Source organism: Bradyrhizobium sp. LLZ17, assembly GCF_041200145.1.
Lineage (GTDB): Bacteria > Pseudomonadota > Alphaproteobacteria > Rhizobiales > Xanthobacteraceae > Bradyrhizobium.
Genome location: NZ_CP165734.1, coordinates 3,013,434 through 3,028,892, shown reverse-complemented (window position 1 = coordinate 3,028,892; position 15,459 = coordinate 3,013,434). Strand labels below are relative to the sequence as shown.

At 64.3% G+C, this 15,459-nt stretch carries 11 protein-coding genes and 4 pseudogenes; 6 read left to right on the top strand and 9 right to left on the bottom strand.

All coding sequences use genetic code 11. The features are described 5' to 3' along the window. Nucleotides 1-69: 69 nt before the first annotated feature. Together mutY and AB8Z38_RS14940 are read left to right on the top strand one after the other, a co-directional pair. Nucleotides 70-1,187 (top strand): annotated as a pseudogene (mutY, locus tag AB8Z38_RS14945) (A/G-specific adenine glycosylase). 52 nt (nucleotides 1,188-1,239) lie between these two features. Continuing rightward, nucleotides 1,240-1,659 (top strand): PaaI family thioesterase, encoded by a 420-nt coding sequence (locus tag AB8Z38_RS14940; RefSeq protein WP_369725862.1) that lies wholly within the window; start codon nucleotides 1,240-1,242, stop codon nucleotides 1,657-1,659. A 237-nt stretch (nucleotides 1,660-1,896) separates the two neighbouring features. Here the strand turns inward: AB8Z38_RS14940 and AB8Z38_RS14935 are convergent, their stop codons facing one another. Then, nucleotides 1,897-3,177, bottom strand: coding sequence for a flavin-dependent oxidoreductase (locus AB8Z38_RS14935; protein WP_369725861.1), 1,281 nt, complete (start codon nucleotides 3,175-3,177; stop codon nucleotides 1,897-1,899). A gap of 127 nt (nucleotides 3,178-3,304) precedes the next feature. Here AB8Z38_RS14935 and AB8Z38_RS14930 point away from each other — a divergent pair, with 127 nt between their 5' ends. Then, on the top strand, nucleotides 3,305-3,925 hold the full coding sequence (locus tag AB8Z38_RS14930) for a glutathione S-transferase family protein (protein ID WP_369725860.1): 621 nt from the start codon (nucleotides 3,305-3,307) through the stop codon (nucleotides 3,923-3,925). Between the two features lie 189 nt (nucleotides 3,926-4,114). Here AB8Z38_RS14930 and AB8Z38_RS14925 read toward each other — a convergent pair. From AB8Z38_RS14925 to AB8Z38_RS14910, 4 genes and pseudogenes are all read right to left on the bottom strand, one after another. Further along, nucleotides 4,115-4,291: pseudogene (locus AB8Z38_RS14925) on the bottom strand (LysR family transcriptional regulator); the annotation flags it as partial. 44 nt (nucleotides 4,292-4,335) lie between these two features. Then, nucleotides 4,336-5,020: pseudogene (locus AB8Z38_RS14920) on the bottom strand (glutathione S-transferase family protein). Nucleotides 5,021-5,146: 126 nt separating this feature from the next. Next, nucleotides 5,147-5,473: a hypothetical protein gene (locus tag AB8Z38_RS14915; protein WP_369725859.1), complete on the bottom strand. Its 327-nt coding sequence runs from the start codon at nucleotides 5,471-5,473 to the stop codon at nucleotides 5,147-5,149. 121 nt (nucleotides 5,474-5,594) lie between these two features. Then, nucleotides 5,595-6,725, bottom strand: a complete 1,131-nt coding sequence (locus tag AB8Z38_RS14910) for a site-specific DNA-methyltransferase (protein WP_369725858.1) — start codon at nucleotides 6,723-6,725, stop codon at nucleotides 5,595-5,597. Between the two features lie 410 nt (nucleotides 6,726-7,135). Between AB8Z38_RS14910 and AB8Z38_RS14905 the strand changes: the two genes are divergently transcribed. Together AB8Z38_RS14905 and moaB are read left to right on the top strand one after the other, a co-directional pair. After that, nucleotides 7,136-8,068 (top strand): neutral zinc metallopeptidase, encoded by a 933-nt coding sequence (locus tag AB8Z38_RS14905; protein WP_369725857.1) that lies wholly within the window; start codon nucleotides 7,136-7,138, stop codon nucleotides 8,066-8,068. An 81-nt stretch (nucleotides 8,069-8,149) separates the two neighbouring features. Then, nucleotides 8,150-8,713 (top strand): molybdenum cofactor biosynthesis protein B, encoded by a 564-nt coding sequence (gene moaB / locus AB8Z38_RS14900; RefSeq protein WP_369725856.1) that lies wholly within the window; start codon nucleotides 8,150-8,152, stop codon nucleotides 8,711-8,713. Nucleotides 8,714-8,942: 229 nt separating this feature from the next. Here the strand turns inward: moaB and AB8Z38_RS14895 are convergent. Both AB8Z38_RS14895 and AB8Z38_RS14890 read right to left on the bottom strand, forming a co-directional pair. Continuing rightward, nucleotides 8,943-9,871, bottom strand: a pseudogene (locus AB8Z38_RS14895) (GNAT family N-acetyltransferase). A 65-nt stretch (nucleotides 9,872-9,936) separates the two neighbouring features. Next, nucleotides 9,937-10,512 (bottom strand): glycosyl transferase, encoded by a 576-nt coding sequence (locus tag AB8Z38_RS14890; protein WP_369725855.1) that lies wholly within the window; start codon nucleotides 10,510-10,512, stop codon nucleotides 9,937-9,939. Between the two features lie 230 nt (nucleotides 10,513-10,742). Between AB8Z38_RS14890 and AB8Z38_RS14885 the strand changes: the two genes are divergently transcribed. Then, a complete protein-coding gene (locus tag AB8Z38_RS14885) occupies nucleotides 10,743-11,582 on the top strand; it encodes an RMD1 family protein (RefSeq protein WP_369725854.1) in 840 nt (279 codons plus the stop codon). 259 nt (nucleotides 11,583-11,841) lie between these two features. Here AB8Z38_RS14885 and AB8Z38_RS14880 read toward each other — a convergent pair whose 3' ends face one another. Both AB8Z38_RS14880 and AB8Z38_RS14875 read right to left on the bottom strand, forming a co-directional pair. Next, a complete protein-coding gene (locus AB8Z38_RS14880; protein WP_369725853.1) occupies nucleotides 11,842-13,020 on the bottom strand; it encodes an acetate/propionate family kinase in 1,179 nt (392 codons plus the stop codon). A gap of 8 nt (nucleotides 13,021-13,028) precedes the next feature. After that, on the bottom strand, nucleotides 13,029-15,443 hold the full coding sequence (locus AB8Z38_RS14875) for a phosphoketolase (RefSeq protein ID WP_369725852.1): 2,415 nt from the start codon (nucleotides 15,441-15,443) through the stop codon (nucleotides 13,029-13,031). Between the last annotated feature and the right edge of the window lie 16 nt (nucleotides 15,444-15,459).

Genomic DNA, 15,459 nt, shown 5'->3' with positions numbered 1-15,459 from the left:
TAAGGCGTTATAGCGCGCAACGTCGGGGACACGCTGGCCACAGATCAGATCCTCCCTTAGTAAAGGCAAATGCCTTCCACGACCACGCTCAAGAGGGAACGTAGCCCAGCGGCGAGCACCTTATCGGGTAGCCCCGAATTGCTGCTCGCCTGGTACGACCGCCACCGCCGCCGATTGCCGTGGCGAGCCCGTCCCGGCGAGACGTCGGATCCCTACCGCGTCTGGCTATCCGAGATCATGCTCCAGCAGACCACGGTGAAGGCGGTCGGGCCCTATTTCGAAAAGTTCGTCGCGCGCTGGCCTGACGTCATGGCGCTGGGCCGGGCCTCGCAGGACGAGGTGCTGCGGATGTGGGCCGGGCTCGGCTATTACTCCCGCGCTCGCAATCTCTATGCTTGCGCGGTGGCGGTGACGCGCGAGCATGGCGGGGTCTTTCCCGACACGGAGGAGGGCCTGCGCGCGTGCCGGGCATCGGGCCCTATACGGCAGCGGCGATCGCGGCGATCGCGTTCGATCGCCGCACCATGCCGGTCGACGGCAATATCGAGCGGGTGGTGTCTCGGCTGTTCGCGGTCGAACAGGAGTTGCCGCAGGCCAAGCCGGTGATCCAGCAACTGGCTGCGACGCTGCTCGCCGATACGCGTGCCGGTGACAGCGCGCAGGCGCTGATGGACCTGGGCGCCTCGATCTGCACGCCGAAGAAGCCGGCCTGCTCGCTCTGTCCGCTCAACGAGGGCTGCACGGCGCGCGCGCGAGGGACGCAGGAGAGCTTTCCGCGCAAGGCGCCGAAGAAGAGCGGGAGCTTGCGGCGCGGCGCCGCCTTCGTCGTCACGCGCGGTGACGAATTGCTGGTTCGATCCCGTCCCGAAAAAGGCCTGCTCGGCGGCATGACCGAGGTGCCCGGCTCGGACTGGCTGGCCGGACAAGACGATGCGGCGGCGAAACAACAGGCGCCTGATTTGAAGGGGCTCTCGCGCTGGCAGCGCAAGGTCGGCGTGGTCACGCACGTTTTTACGCATTTCCCGCTGGAACTCGTGGTCTACACGGCGAAGGCAGCGGCTCGCACCCGCGCGCCGGCAGGGATGCGCTGGGTGCCGATCGCGACCCTTGCCGACGAAGCACTGCCCAACGTCATGCGCAAGGTGATCGCGCAGGCGCTGGACCTCGCGCCGGCCGCATCCTCCTGACACCATGCTGGCAGCAGAGCTGCGTTAACAGCGGGGCGAAACGGAGCTTCGCATGATCAAGACCGCGCTCGACGATTTTCGAAGGCCGCCCTGTGCCGAGCTGCTGGGATGGCGGCTGCTCGATGCCCGTCCCGAAGATGGTTGGATCAAGCTCGCTTTCGAAGGCAAGCCCGAGTTCTGCAATCCGGCGGGCTTTATCCAGGGCGGCATGCTCTCGGCCATGCTCGACGACACAATGGGCCCCGCCGTGCTCGTGATGAGCGAGGGCCGGCTCTACACCACCACCATCAGCATGACGGTCAATTTCCTGGCCCCCGCAAAGCCCGGGCCGATCACCGCCGAGGCCAAGGTGACGCAGCTCGGCAAGACGATTGCATTCGTCGAGGCCAGGCTGATGGCCGCGGACGGCACGGTGCTGGCAACCGCGACGGCCAGCGAGCGGCTGCTGGAAGCGGCGAGGGTGGTGCTCTAGCTTTCCGATTTTGCCACGCGCTCCGCTTCCCTTCTCCCCTTGTGGCAGAAGGTGGCGCGAAGCGCCGGATGAGGGGTCAGTTCAGCGAGCTCAATTGCCAGAGATGTATTCGCGGAGACAACCCCTCACCCGAGTAAGTCTGCGTCCACCAGCGTCGCTGCCCTCTCCCACAAGGGGCGAGGGCACATCAACGTGCATCTCGCTTCGTGCGAGAGCGTTACGGCTATTGAGCCGAACTCAGCCCCCCACCCGCTTCGCGCCCCCGCTCACGATCGGCGGTTTCGCGTTCAGCGCCTCGACCTGGAAACCCGCGACGCGCTTGTAGTTCGCGGCGACATCCTCGAGCTCCTGCTGCGACAGCACGTCGGTGACGACCGTGTAGCCGTCGGGCGCGCGCTCTTCGACGAGCTGCATCACCTGCTCGGGGCCGTTCTTGCGGTTGAGCAGGACGAGGTCGGTGGTCGCAGGCCTCCGCTCGGTCTCGTAGGCGAGCAGCGCCGCTTGCGTCGGGCCATGCGCCAGGATCTCGCGGGTGATGGTACGGGCATCGAGGATCGCCTGCGAGGCGCCGTTCGAGCCGATCGGGTACATCGGATGCGCGGCATCGCCCATCAGCGTGACGCGGCCGAAGGTCCATTGCGACACCGGATCGCGGTCGACCAGCGGATATTCATAAGCGTGCGGGCAGGCCTTGATCAGGCCGGGCACGTCGAGCCAGTCGAACTGCCAGCTCTCGAACCAGGGCAGGAATTCTTCCAGCCGCGCCGTCCGATTGTAGTCCTCGCGGCGCCACTGGTAGGTCGGCGGCATGTGGCGCTCGGCGACCCAGTTGATCAGGTGGTTGCCGGCCACGTCTGGCTGTTTCGAGATCGGGTAGCAGACGAATTTCAGGATCTCATGGCCGGCCATGATCATGGTGCGGCCGGTGAGGAAGGATTTTGACGGTGTGACACCGCGCCACAGGATGCGGCCATTCCAGATCGGCGGCCCCTCCTGCGGATAGAGCTTCTCTCGCGCGGCGGAATGGATGCCGTCGGCGGCGATCAGCAGTGTTCCGTCGTAAGTGCCCGCCGGCTTGCCGGTCGCCTTGTCGACGAAGTCGGCGCGCACGCCGTCGGCGGTCTCGGTCCAGCCGGTCAGATGATGGCTGGTCAGGATATTCTCGCGGCCGAGCCGTTCGACCGCGGTGTCGAGCAGCAGCTGCTGGAGCGTGCCGCGATGGATCGAGAATTGCGGCCATTTGTAACCGGCCTCGAGCCCGCGCGGCTCGCTCCAGATCGGCTTGCCGTGCTTGGAGAAATAGGCGAGCTCGCGCGTGCGCACGCCGCTCGCGTCGAGCTTGTCCATGAGGCCAAGCTCGATCAGCTCGCGCACCGCATGCGGCAGCACGTTGATGCCGACGCCGAGCGGCTTCAGCTCCGCGACGCTCTCGAACACTTTCACGGGAACACCGATTCCGCGCAGGCTGAGCGCAAGCGTCAGCCCGCCGATGCCGCCACCGGCGATGAGTACGGTCATGAAAAGCCCCTCCGATTGCGGGCGTCTTGGCACGAGCGGGCGCCGGTGGGCAACTGCGAAGAGGATGTGGTACTATGGACCAGGGGGCCGGCCGCCGCTAATTTTCTGCTTTCCCATGAGGTCCGACATGTTCAAGCTGTACTACGCCACCGGCACCTGCGCGCTCGCCACCTACATCACCCTCGAAGAGGCCGGCGCCGACTACGCGGCGGAACGGTTGAGCTTCAAGGACAACCAGCAGAACAGCCCGGCCTATCTCGCGATCAATCCGAAGGGCCGCGTCCCCGCCCTGGTGACCGATCGTGGCGTCCTCACCGAGACGCCGGCGATGCTGGCCTATCTCGCGCAGACCTTCCCCAACGCGAAACTCGCGCCGCTCGACGATGCCTTCGATTTCGCCCAGGTCCAGTCGTTCAACTCCTATCTCTGCTCGACCGTGCACATCAACCATGCCCACAAGATGCGCGGTGCGCGTTGGGCGACGCAAGAGAGCTCGTTCGCCGACATGAAGGCGATGGTCCCGAAGACCATGGGCGCCTGCTTTTCCCTGATCGAGCAGAGGATGTTCAAAGGGCCGTGGGTGATGGGCGACCAGTTCACGATCTGCGATCCCTATCTCTACACATTGTCAACCTGGCTCGACGGCGACAGCGTCGACATCAACGCCACGCCGAAGATCGCCGACCACTTCAAGCGGATGTCCGACCGCCCGGCCGTGCGCAAGGTGATGGACGCGCAGAAGGGGTAACAACCCCGGTGTCGTCCCGGGCAAGCGTAAGCGCAGACCCGGGACCCATAACCACAGGGAGCGGTTGTGGCGCGATGGCGGCAACTCCGAGTCCCCCTAACCACTACTTCCTGTGGCTATGGGTCCCGGATCGTCGCGCGCTTGAGGCGCGCTTGTCCGGGACGACACCGTATTTGCTGAAGCTGCACCCTATCCAGTCTTCCGTTTCTCCAGCTCCCGTTCCGTCTCCAGCATCAGCCGCCGCAGCCAGATTGAGCCCTGGTCCATCTGCGCCCGCGTCGGATGGAACATGAACTGCTCGTCGATGCCGGGATCGAGCGGCGGCGTCACGGTGACCAGCCCGAATTGCCGCGACAGCGCCGCGATCCACGCGCAATGACGCGCGGACCTTTCATGACAGCAAGACGCGATCAGGCGACCTTCGTGGTCATGTGCTTGAACATGTTGCCGCGGGCCTCATCGTCCATCTCGGCCTTGAAGGTGAACTTGTCCTTCAGCGCGAGCGCGCGCGCGGCCGCGGGACGTGCCGAGATTTCGTCCACCAGCCGCTTGACGTTCGGGTATCGCGCAAAGGCGTCGTCGCCGAGCTTGAACGGCACCATCCGCGCCCAGCCCCACAGCGCCATATCGACGATCGAATAGCTGTCGCCCACCATATAGCGGTGACCTGTGAGGTGAGCGTCGAGGATATTGTAGTGGCGATCGGTCTCGTACTGGTAGCGGTTATGGGCGTAGTCGTGGTTCTGGTCCTTCGGCGCAAAATGCTTGAAGTGCACGGCCTGACCGGAATACGGCCCCACGCCGGTGGCGATGAACATCAGCCAGGACAGGGTCTCGCCGCGCGCTGGCCGCGGGCAGGAATTTTCCGGTCTTCTCGGCGAGATAGAGCAAGATGGCGTTGCTGTCGAAAACGATCGTGCCCGCGTCGTCGATCGCCGGCACCTTGCCGTTCGGATTGATCTTCAAATAGTCCGGCGTGAACTGCTCGCCCTTGCGGGTGTCGATCTTCACGGGCTCGAAGGGCAGGCCAGCCTCTTCGAGATAAAGCGCGACCTTGGTCGGGTTCGGCGATCCGTTGAAATAGAATTTGAGCATGTTGTCTCCCCGATTGCGTTTTTGCAGAACAATGCAGCGTCGTGCCGCGGGCGGCCTTGTCTTGCTGAACCTTGTCCGAAAGCACAAGCGGCGAGTTTGCCGTGCGGCATCTGCGCGTCGTGCAGATCAGCCGGCGTAACAGAGGCCGATTGCCGCCGTAATGACCATGGCCGCGCCCACGGCCTCGAGCCGCAACGCCAGTCGCGTCGCCGCGTGCACGTTTGACGCCTGGGTGGCGCGCTCCGACCCCCGCGCATAGCCGTGAACGATGACCTCGTGATTGAAGCTGTTGTGGGCCTCGTTGCTGCTGGCGAGCCCGACGCAGACCACGAGCACACCGAACAGGGCGAGCCCGAAAAATCCCAGCAGCCCGATCAGGAACATCGGAAACATGCCGACCAGGAAGATCGGCAGCAGCGGCACCAGCAGCAATGTCTCGGACTGTCGTCGCATCGGACCGGCCGGGTCGGGGCGGGAGTGATGATGCTATCGCAGTTTCAGCGGGTGCGGCGTTCAAGAAGTCGTCATTCCGGGGCGGGCGTTAGCGCGAGCCCGGAATGACGGTGGACGGGACTTATCCCGCCGCCATACCTGCGCGGATTTCGGCGCGGAGTTCGTCGATCAGCTTGAGGCCCTTCTTGGTCTCGATATGCCAGAAGGTCCAGCCATTGCAGGCCTGCGCGCCCTGCGCGACGGCGCCGATACGATGGATCGAGCCGACCTTGTCGCCGAACATGATCGCGCCGTCGGCACGTACCAGCGCGCCGAGCTTCTTCTTGGCGTCGAACAGCTTGGTGCCCGGCATGATCATGCCGCGCTCGATCAACTCGGAAAACGCGACCCGCGGCGCTTCGCGCGCGGTCATGAACAGGGCGAGGCTCGCTTCCGGCAGCGGTTCGACCGCGGCGATGCGGGCCTCCGCCGCCTTGGCATAGACCTTGTCGCGCTCGAAGCCGATATAGGAGCGGCCGAGGCGTTTTGCGACGGCGCCTGTGGTCCCGGTGCCGTTGAAGGGATCGATCACGAGATCGCCGGGTTTCGACGACGACAGCAGCACGCGCGCGAGCAGGCCTTCCGGCTTCTGCGTCGGGTGAACCTTCTTGCCATCGGCGCCCTTGAGGCGCTCCTCGCCGGTGCAGAGCGGGATCAGCCAGTCGGAACGTGCCTGCACGTCCTCGTTGGCGGCCTTCAGCGCTTCGTAGTTGAAAGTATAGCCCTTGGCCTTCTCGTCGCGCGCGGCCCAGATCATGGTCTCGTGCGCGTTGGTGAAGCGGCGGCCGCGGAAATTCGGCATCGGATTCGACTTGCGCCAGACGATGTCGTTCAGGAGCCAGAAGCCGAGGTCCTGCATGATCGCGCCGACGCGGAAGATGTTGTGATAGGAGCCGATCACCCAGATCGTTGCCGACGGCTTCATCGCAGCGCGCGCGGCGAGCAGCCAGGCGCGGGTGAAATCGTCATAGGCGGAAAACGATTCGAACTTGTCCCACTCGTCGTTGACGGCATCGACATGGGATTCATCGGGGCGTTTGAGGTCGCCCTTGAGCTGGAGATTGTAGGGCGGATCGGCGAACACGAGGTCGACCGAACCGGCCTGAAGCTTCGACATCTCAGCGACGCAATCGCCGAGGATGATGCGATGCGAGGCGGATTCAAAATTTGTGCGGGGCGCCCTTGCAGACGCCCCGCGACGCGACTCTACCATGACTCAAGAACTCTGACTCAGGCGACGCTGTCGGCGACGCGGGACCAAACAACCGACTGGCCGTTACATTGAAGCGTCAAAGTAAAAATCGACTTAATCCGCTGGTTTTGTGAGCAGGCATCGCATCGCGCGTTGCGCCCGGTTCGTCGCGCGCATTCGCCGTGTTTTGCAGTGTATTTCTGATTTCTTCGCGTTGCGGGAGCATCTCGATCCCGAAAAGGACTCCAATTTCCCTCGGAAAAAATTGCACGACCCTCGGAAAATATTGCTGGCACCGGCACGCTGTCGCACTAGGCAACTTTTGCCGAGCGCGATATTGATGGATGCAACGGAAATTTTACATGTGTGGCGCGTTGAGCTTTGGCGCACTTGTGCCCAGATGATGCCACAAGGATTGAGGGAAGCCCGCCATGCGATATGATGATTTCCGCCGCAGCGACGACGTTGAAGATCGTCGCGGCGATGATGGCGGCGGCGGTGGAGGCGGCGGGTTCGGCCTTCCGATGGGCGGCGGCGGGCTCGGCATCGGGACCGTCATCGTGCTCGGCCTGATCGGCTACGCGTTCGGCATCGATCCGCGCATCCTGATCGGCGGCGCCGAGATCCTCACCGGCGGCGGCCAGGCACCGAGCTACCAGACCGATCGCCAGTCCTCGACCGCCAAGCGCGGCGCGCCGACGGACGAGATGGGCAGCATGATCTCCGGCGTGCTCGGCGAGATCGACGATCGCTGGAGCGAGATATTCAAGGCCAGCGGCCAGTCCTACACCGGCCCTAAGATCGTGCTGTTCCGCAACGCCACCAATGGCGGCCGCTGCGGCATGGCGCAGTCGGCGATGGGCCCGTTCTACTGCCCGCCGGACCGCACCATCTTCCTCGATACCGGCTTCTTCCGCGAGGTCGAGACGCGCTTCCACGGCTGCTCCGGCAATGCCTGCAAGTTCACCGCGGCCTACATCATCGCGCATGAGGCGGGCCATCACATTCAGAACCTGCTCGGCATCATTCCGCGCGTGACGCGGCTGCAGCAGCAGGCCGGCAGCAAGGCCGAGTCCAATGCATTGCAGGTGAAGGTGGAGCTCCAGGCCGACTGCCTGTCGGGCGTCTGGGTCAACCGCGAGGAGAAGAAGCGGCCGGGCTTCCTCGAGGCCGGCGACATCGACGCGGCCCTGACCACGGCAAGCGCGATCGGCGACGACACGCTGCAGCGCCAGGCCACCGGGCGCGTGGTGCCGGATTCCTTCACCCACGGTTCAGCCGAGCAGCGCAAGCGCTGGTTCATGACCGGCTACCAGCGCGGCACGGTGGACGCCTGCAACACGTTCGGCAGCGGGTCGTTGTAGTTATCCGTCATCCTGAGGTGCTCACCTCTTCGGCGAGCCTCGAAGGATGGCGGCGGTGGTTGTGAAGCAGGAGTGAAGCCCGTGGCCTCCATCGACGAAACAAAACAGTTCATCCCGCTCAACATCGCCGTGCTGACGGTCTCCGACACGCGCGCGCTCGCCGACGACAAGTCCGGCCAGACGCTCGCGGATCGCCTGACCGCAGCGGGCCATCATCTCGCCGCGCGGGAGATCGTCACCGACGATGTCGAGGCGATCCGCGCGGTGATTCGCCGCTGGGTTGCGGATACCAGCGTCGACGTCGTCATCACCACCGGCGGCACCGGTTTCACCGGGCGCGACGTCACGCCGGAGGCGATCGAGCCGCTGTTCGAGAAGCGCATGGACGGTTTTTCGATCGCGTTCCACATGCTGAGCCACGCCAAGATCGGCACGTCGACAATCCAGAGCCGCGCCACCGCGGGCGTCGCGGGCGCGACCTACATCTTCTGCCTCCCTGGTTCTCCCGGCGCCTGCCGCGACGGCTGGGACGGCATCCTCAAACCCCAACTCGACTACCGCACGCGCCCCTGCAATTTCGTCGAGATCATGCCGCGGCTGGACGAACATTTGCGCAGGCCAAAGGCCCAAGGCGCGACGCTGTAGCGGCGGACGCTTTCTTCCCTTCTCTCCTCATGTCCGCCGAAGCCTTGGCGAAGGCGGATAAGGTGGCGCGAAGCGCCGGATGAGGGGTATCTATCCGCACGCACCATTGCAAAAGAGTCGTTCGCGGAGACAAACCCCTCACCCAAGCGAGCTCGCGTCTGCCAGCGTCGCTGCCTCTCCCACAAGGGGCGAGGGCACATTCATGCGCATCGCGCCCGCTGCTGCAGCATCAGAGATCCCGCTCCCAGGTTTCCCCAATCAGATCCTGGCCGAAGCTGTGATGCGGCTCGGTCGCGACCAGCTTGAATCCTGCGCTCCGATAAATGCCGCGCGCGGCGACCAGGATGCTCTGGGTCCACAACGTCATTTTGCTGTAGCCTCTCCGCGCGCGCCCTGGAGGCATTGCTCGACCAGTGCGCGGCCGACACCCAGTCCCCGCGCTTTCTTCTCCACCTGCAACAGGCGCAGCTTCGCGATCTCGTCCGTGGCCTTCACCAAGAAGATCGAGCCGACCGGCTCGCCAGCCACTTCCGCGATCCAGCAGTGCTCGCGCGCGGCGTCATAGCTCTTGATGAACTGTGCGCAGATCTCGGCGACCAGCGCCTCGTAGCTGATATCCCAGTTGTAGTCGGCCGCGTAGGCGGCGGCCTGTCGCGAGATGACCCAGCCCATGTCACCGACCCGATGGCTGCGCAGCACGAAAGCCGTGGGCTGGCTTCGACGTTGCTCCAGCACAGCCTCGATGGTCGCCATGGCCTGCGTGAGCCGCTTTGCATCGTCAGCCGCCAGGGGAGCCAGCATGGCGGCGACCTCGTTTTGCGAGCCGAGGTTCAGCTTTGCGAAAGTTTGACGGCCCTTCGCAGTGAGGCAGAGCTGGTATTGCCTGCGATCTGCGGGCAGGGGCTTTCGCGTAATCAAGCCTTTTTCGTCGAAGCTTTGGACGATGCGGCTGAGATAGCCGGGATCGAGGCCAAGCTCGGTCCCGATCTCCTTTGCCGCAAGGTCGTCGCGATGCGCGAGCTCATAGAGGACGCGCGCCTCGCTGAGCGAAAACGGGCTTTTTCCCAGATGCTGGTCGAGCACACCCAGCTTGCGGGTGTAGAAGCGGTTGAAGGCGCGAACCGCTGCGATGGCATCCTCGGTACCGTTGATTGTCATTTGACGCACCTCGATACTTGCCATCGTCAAACAATTCTTTGACTTTGGCAAGTATTAGATGCGTGTCAGCCGACCATGACAATCCGGCTCCGCAGCAGCGTCCGGGAGGAACGGCCGAGCCGCCGCAGCAGCTGCGCTTCGGAACGGCGGGCTTGGGGCGGATAACCCCCAATCCGGTCGTAATGATCACGCGCGATCAAAAGTCCCTGATCGGCCAGCGGGCCGGCAAGCTTGCGCAGGACGAAGCGCAGGACGTCACGGTATCCGGTATCAGAATAGGGGGAACGGGCGTAGCGGAACACGGCCGCACGATCCCGGCCGCTCGATGAGACGGCCTGGATGAATTGGGTGGTCTCGTCGATCCAGCCGGTCTCCAGCACGGCCCCGGCGGGGAGGAACATCAGCCAGGGCGAACGGGCCTGCAGCGCGCCGGCAGCGAGGGCTGCACCTTGCGACGAACCCTCGTAGCCGATGAAACGGCAGCCCGCGACATCGGCAACGCGCTCGATGACGCCGTTGCGGGTGCCGTCGACGAGGAGAACTTCGCGGACGACGCCGGCCGCAGCACCGGGGACCAGCGCGGCCAGACTTGCGACCGCCGTCTGCTCGACGCCGTCGGTCGGAATGATGACGCTCAGCATGATTTGGGCTTCGGTGTCTGCGACTTCGGGAGAAGCGTAGCCTGTTATGACGGTGTCATAAACACCCGGCGTCGCCGAGTGCAACTTTTTGGCACGCTTCGGCTTGCGATGGTAAATCCCCGTCTGTCCAACGCAGCCAAATGTGTCGCGCGCGGGTGGCAAAATTGCCAAATGTTTCGGCAGCGGTGCCGACTCCGTAGAAAGCCGGGTCGCGCAAGGAGGATATTCGCGTGAATGTCGATCAACTCTCCATTGGCACTCCGCCAATATCGTCGAAGCAGGACGCCGCGCCGACCTTGCGGATCCGCGCCCTGATGCTGGGCGACCGCATCAATGCATCAGGCCTCGATATCGGCACGCTGGTGTCCTCGACGCCCGCCGCCTTCCGGATCCATGCCGGCCTGGCCGTGATCTTCCGTTACGGCGTCGTGGTGCTGATCGGCCTGCTTCCTTCCGAGGAGAAGGTTCTGATCGACAGCCTCAAGCCGCGGGTCACCGGCGAGTTCAGCCCCTATGAAGAGGAGACCGCACAGGCGCAGCTTTGCAGCGACGAAAGCGCCGAGGCGATCCAGCCGGGTGGGCCGATCTGCCTTGCCAAATTCTCCGACGACCGGCTGCTGCTGGTTGCGGACGCTCTTGCCAAGAGCACGTCGCTGGCGCGCGACGAGCGGCGTGTCGCCGCGGTCTTCGATGTTATCGAGCCTTTTGCGCGCGAGCTCGCCGAGCACGGCCGCACGCCGCGCCGGCGCAAGGGCATTCTGCAACTGATCGGCAACGCGCTGCTGGTGCAGCAGCGCGTTGCTGGCCGTGTTGCTGTCGCCGAGAAGCCCGACGTGCTCTGGGAGAAGCCGGAGCTCGACCGGCTCTATGCCCGTCTCGAAGACGAGTACGAGCTGAAGGAGCGCCTCGACACGCTCGAGCGCAAGCTCACGGCAGTGTCGGCGACCGCCAACGCGCTGACGGACATCATCGACACCCAGCGTTCCCTCCGCCTCGAAATCGCGGTGGTGATACTGATCGTGATCGAAGTCGCGATCGGCTGTTTTCAGATTTATACCGGCATTCACTGAGCAGGAAGAAGTCCGCACAGGCGCGTCGCTGGAGCAATCCGGTCCGCGAGCGAGATGCGCGTGACCGTGCCCTCGCCCCTTGTGGGAGAGGGCAGCACCGTGAGGAGACGCAAACTCACCTGGGTGAAGGGTATGTCTCCACGAGTCTGGAATCGTAGAGTGGGCAAAGGCGCACTTGCGCCGTGCCCACCACCTTCATCGCGAACACTGAATGGTGGGCACGCTTCGCTTTGCCCAGGATACCTAATCGAACGAGCGTTCATCGCTGCAACACCGCCGCGCAATGTCGCGCGATCATCAATTCCTCATTGGTCGGGATGACGAAGATGTCGACGGCACTGTCGCTGCCGCTGATGCACTCGTGCGCCGCGTCATTTGCGATGGGATCGATGCGCGCGCCGAGCCATGCCAGCCGCTCACCGATCATGCTGCAAATCTGCGGCGCGTGCTCGCCGATCCCTCCGGTGAAGACTAGGCAATCCAGCCCTTCAAGCGTATTCGCCATGACTGCGACCTCCTGCGCCGCACGGAACGTGAAGAGATCGATCGCTTCCTTTGCCGCAGCCTCGCCGCTCGCAAGCAGCGAGCGCATGTCGGCGGAGATGCCGGATACCCCAAGCAGGCCCGACTCCTGATAGAGCAGGTGCTGCACGTCCTCGACCGACATCTTCTCGTGCTGTTGCAGATAGAGCAGGACGCCGGGGTCGATGGTGCCGCAGCGCGTGCCCATGATCAATCCGTCGAGCGGCGTCAGTCCCATGGTGGTGTCGACGCTGCGGCCGTTGCGAAGCGCGCAGAGGCTCGCGCCGTTGCCGAGATGGGCGATCACGGTGCGCTTGGCGGCAAGCTCGGGCGCGATGTCCGCGAGCCGGCCTGCGACATATTCGAACGACAGGCCGTGAAAGCCGTAACGGCAGATGCCGCGCTCTTCATAGCGTCTCGGAATGGCGAAGCGGCTCGCGGGCGGCCTCAGACCATGGTGGAAGGCGGTGTCGAAGCAGGCGATCTGCCTCAACTCGGGCCGGATCGCCCGGATCGTATGGACCGGCGCGAGACAGCGCGGCTGGTGCAGCGGCGCCAGCGGCGTCAGCGCTTCAAGCTTCGCGTAGACGTCTTCCGTCAGTTCGACCGGCCGTGAATAGTCTGGCCCACCATGGACAATGCGATGGCCCACGGCACGCAAGTGGCGCTCGCCGAAATGCTCTTCGATAAACCCAAGCACGTCTGCGAACAGGTGACCGCTGCCCGTATCCGCCTCTGTGCGTTGCTTGTCGAACAGGGTCTCGCCCGCCGGGCTCTTCACGGCGAGTCGAGGCTTCGTCTCGTGCTCGTCGAGCAGTCCTTTGCAGAGCAGGGCGGGATCGGACCCCGACAGCTCGAACAGGCCGAACTTGATGCTCGACGATCCGGAGTTGAGAACCAGAACGGTGTCCGACATGGCTGCCGTCAATCGCCGGCTTCGGCCGGAGTCTTGCCGCCTGCGCTGTTCTGCCAGACCCAGTCGCGGATCTCCGGCATGTCCTCGCCGTGTTCGCGCACATAGTGCGAATGCTCGATCAGTCTGTCGCGGAAGTGCTGTTTCACGTCGGCGGCCCTGGCCGCAAGACCCGGCACGCGCTCGATGGCCTCGATCGCGAGATGGTAACGGTCGAGCTCGTTGAGCACGACCATGTCGAACGGCGTCGTCGTGGTGCCTTCCTCCGCAAAGCCGCGCACATGCATGCCGGCATGGTTGGTGCGGTTATAGGTCAGCCGGTGGATGAGATAAGGATAGCCGTGATAGGCGAAGATCACCGGCTTGTCGCGCGTGAACAAGGTGTCGAAGTCGCGATCCGCGAGGCCGTGCGGATGCTGCTCCTTCGGTTGCAGCGTCATCAAATCGACGACGTTGACGACGCGCATCTTCAGCTCGGGCAACGCATTGCGCAGAAGGTCGACGGCGGCGAGCGTCTCAAGCGTCGGCACGTCGCCCGCGCAGGCCATCACCACGTCGGGCTCGTGGCCCGCCTCCTCCGTGCCCGCCCAAGTCCAGATGCCGATGCCGGCGTCGCAATGCGTGGCCGCGTCTCGCATCGAGAGCCATTGGGGGGCAGGTTGCTTGCCGGCGACGATGACATTGACGCGATCGTAGGTGCGCAGGCAATGGTCGGCGATCCATAGCAGCGTATTGGCGTCGGGCGGGAAATAGATGCGGACGATGTCGGCCTTCTTGTTGGCGACGAGATCGACGAAGCCGGGATCCTGATGGCTGAAGCCGTTGTGGTCCTGGCGCCAGACATGCGAGGTCAGGAGATAGTTGAGCGAGGCGATCGGGCGCCGCCATGGCAAATGCCGCGTCACCTTGAGCCATTTGGCGTGCTGGTTGAACATGGAATCCACGATGTGGATGAAGGCCTCGTAGCACGAGAACAAGCCGTGCCGTCCGGTGAGCAGGTAGCCTTCGAGCCAGCCCTGGCAAAGGTGCTCGCTCAAGACCTCCATCACGCGGCCGTCCTGCGCGAGATGCACGTCGTAAGGTTCGATCGGCTCCATCCACACTCGTTCGGTCGCCTCGAACACCGCATCGAGCCGGTTTGACGCGGTCTCGTCCGGTCCCACGATGCGGAAGTTGCGCGTCTGCGCGTTGAGGCGGATGACGTCGCGCAGAAATTTGCCGAGCTCGCGCGTGGCTTCTGCGATGACGCCGCCCGGCTCCGGCACGTCCACCGCGAAACTGCGGAAGTCAGGCAGCTTCAGCTCCTTCTTCAACAGCCCGCCATTGGCGTGCGGATTGGCGCCCATGCGGCGGCTGCCTTCGGGCGCCAGCACCTGAAGCTCGGGGATGAGCGTGCCGTTCGCGTCGAAGAGATTTTCCGGCTCGTAGCTGCGCATCCAGTCTTCGAGCAGTTTCAGATGCGCCGGATTCTCGCGGCAGTTCGAGACTGGAACCTGATGCGCGCGCCAAAAGCCCTCGACCTTGAGGCCGTCGACCTCCTTGGGGCCAGTCCAGCCCTTGGGGCTGCGCAGCACGATCATCGGCCAGCGCGGCCGCTCGACGTTTTTGCGCCCGTCGCGAGCATGCCGCTGGACCGAGCGGATGCTGGCGAGCGCGACGTCGAGCGCATCCGCCATGATCCGGTGCATCAATTTGGGATCGTCGCCCTCGACGAACAGCGGCTCATGGCCAAGCCCGCGAAAAAGCTCGCGGATCTCGCTGTCGGGCATCCGCCCGAGCACGGTCGGGTTGGCGATCTTGTAGCCGTTGAGATGCAGGATCGGCAGCACCGCGCCGTCATGCGCGGGATTGAGGAACTTGTTCGAGTGCCAGGACGCCGCGAGCGGCCCGGTCTCGGCCTCGCCGTCGCCGACGACGCAGGCCACGAGCAGGTCGGGATTGTCGAAGGCCGCGCCATAGGCGTGGACCAGCGCGTAGCCGAGCTCGCCGCCTTCATGGATCGAACCCGGCGTTTCCGGCGCGGCGTGGCTCGGAATGCCGCCCGGGAAGGAGAACTGCCTGAACAGCTTGCGCAATCCGTCCGCGTCGCGCGCGATGTCGGGATAGATCTCGCTGTAGCTGCCTTCGAGATAGGTGTTGGCGACCATGCCCGGTCCGCCATGACCGGGACCGCAGATATAGATCGCATTCAGGTCCAGCGCGCGGATCACCCGGTTGAGATGGGCGTAAATGAAGTTCAAGCCGGGCGTGGTGCCCCAATGGCCGAGCAGACGCGGCTTGATGTGCTCCGGCCGCAACGGCTCGCGCAGCAGCGGGTTGTCCAGAAGATAGATTTGCCCGACGGAAAGGTAGTTCGCCGCGCGCCAGTAGCGATCGAGGAGATCGAGGTCGCCGCTCGCGGCGGTCGTTTTTTGTTGGATTGTCATGTTCCTGCCGACTTTC

Coding starts and splice junctions, on each gene's coding strand:
- AB8Z38_RS14935 (WP_369725861.1), bottom strand. CDS start 3,177: ATGACCGTACTCATCGCCGGTGGCGGCATCGGCGGGCTGACGCTTGCG.
- AB8Z38_RS14910 (WP_369725858.1), bottom strand. CDS start 6,725: ATGGTAGAGTCGCGTCGCGGGGCGTCTGCAAGGGCGCCCCGCACAAAT.
- AB8Z38_RS14890 (WP_369725855.1), bottom strand. CDS start 10,512: ATGCTGAGCGTCATCATTCCGACCGACGGCGTCGAGCAGACGGCGGTC.
- AB8Z38_RS14875 (WP_369725852.1), bottom strand. CDS start 15,443: ATGACAATCCAACAAAAAACGACCGCCGCGAGCGGCGACCTCGATCTC.
- AB8Z38_RS14940 (WP_369725862.1), top strand. CDS start 1,240: ATGATCAAGACCGCGCTCGACGATTTTCGAAGGCCGCCCTGTGCCGAG.
- AB8Z38_RS14880 (WP_369725853.1), bottom strand. CDS start 13,020: ATGTCGGACACCGTTCTGGTTCTCAACTCCGGATCGTCGAGCATCAAG.
- AB8Z38_RS14930 (WP_369725860.1), top strand. CDS start 3,305: ATGTTCAAGCTGTACTACGCCACCGGCACCTGCGCGCTCGCCACCTAC.
- AB8Z38_RS14905 (WP_369725857.1), top strand. CDS start 7,136: ATGCGATATGATGATTTCCGCCGCAGCGACGACGTTGAAGATCGTCGC.
- AB8Z38_RS14915 (WP_369725859.1), bottom strand. CDS start 5,473: ATGCGACGACAGTCCGAGACATTGCTGCTGGTGCCGCTGCTGCCGATC.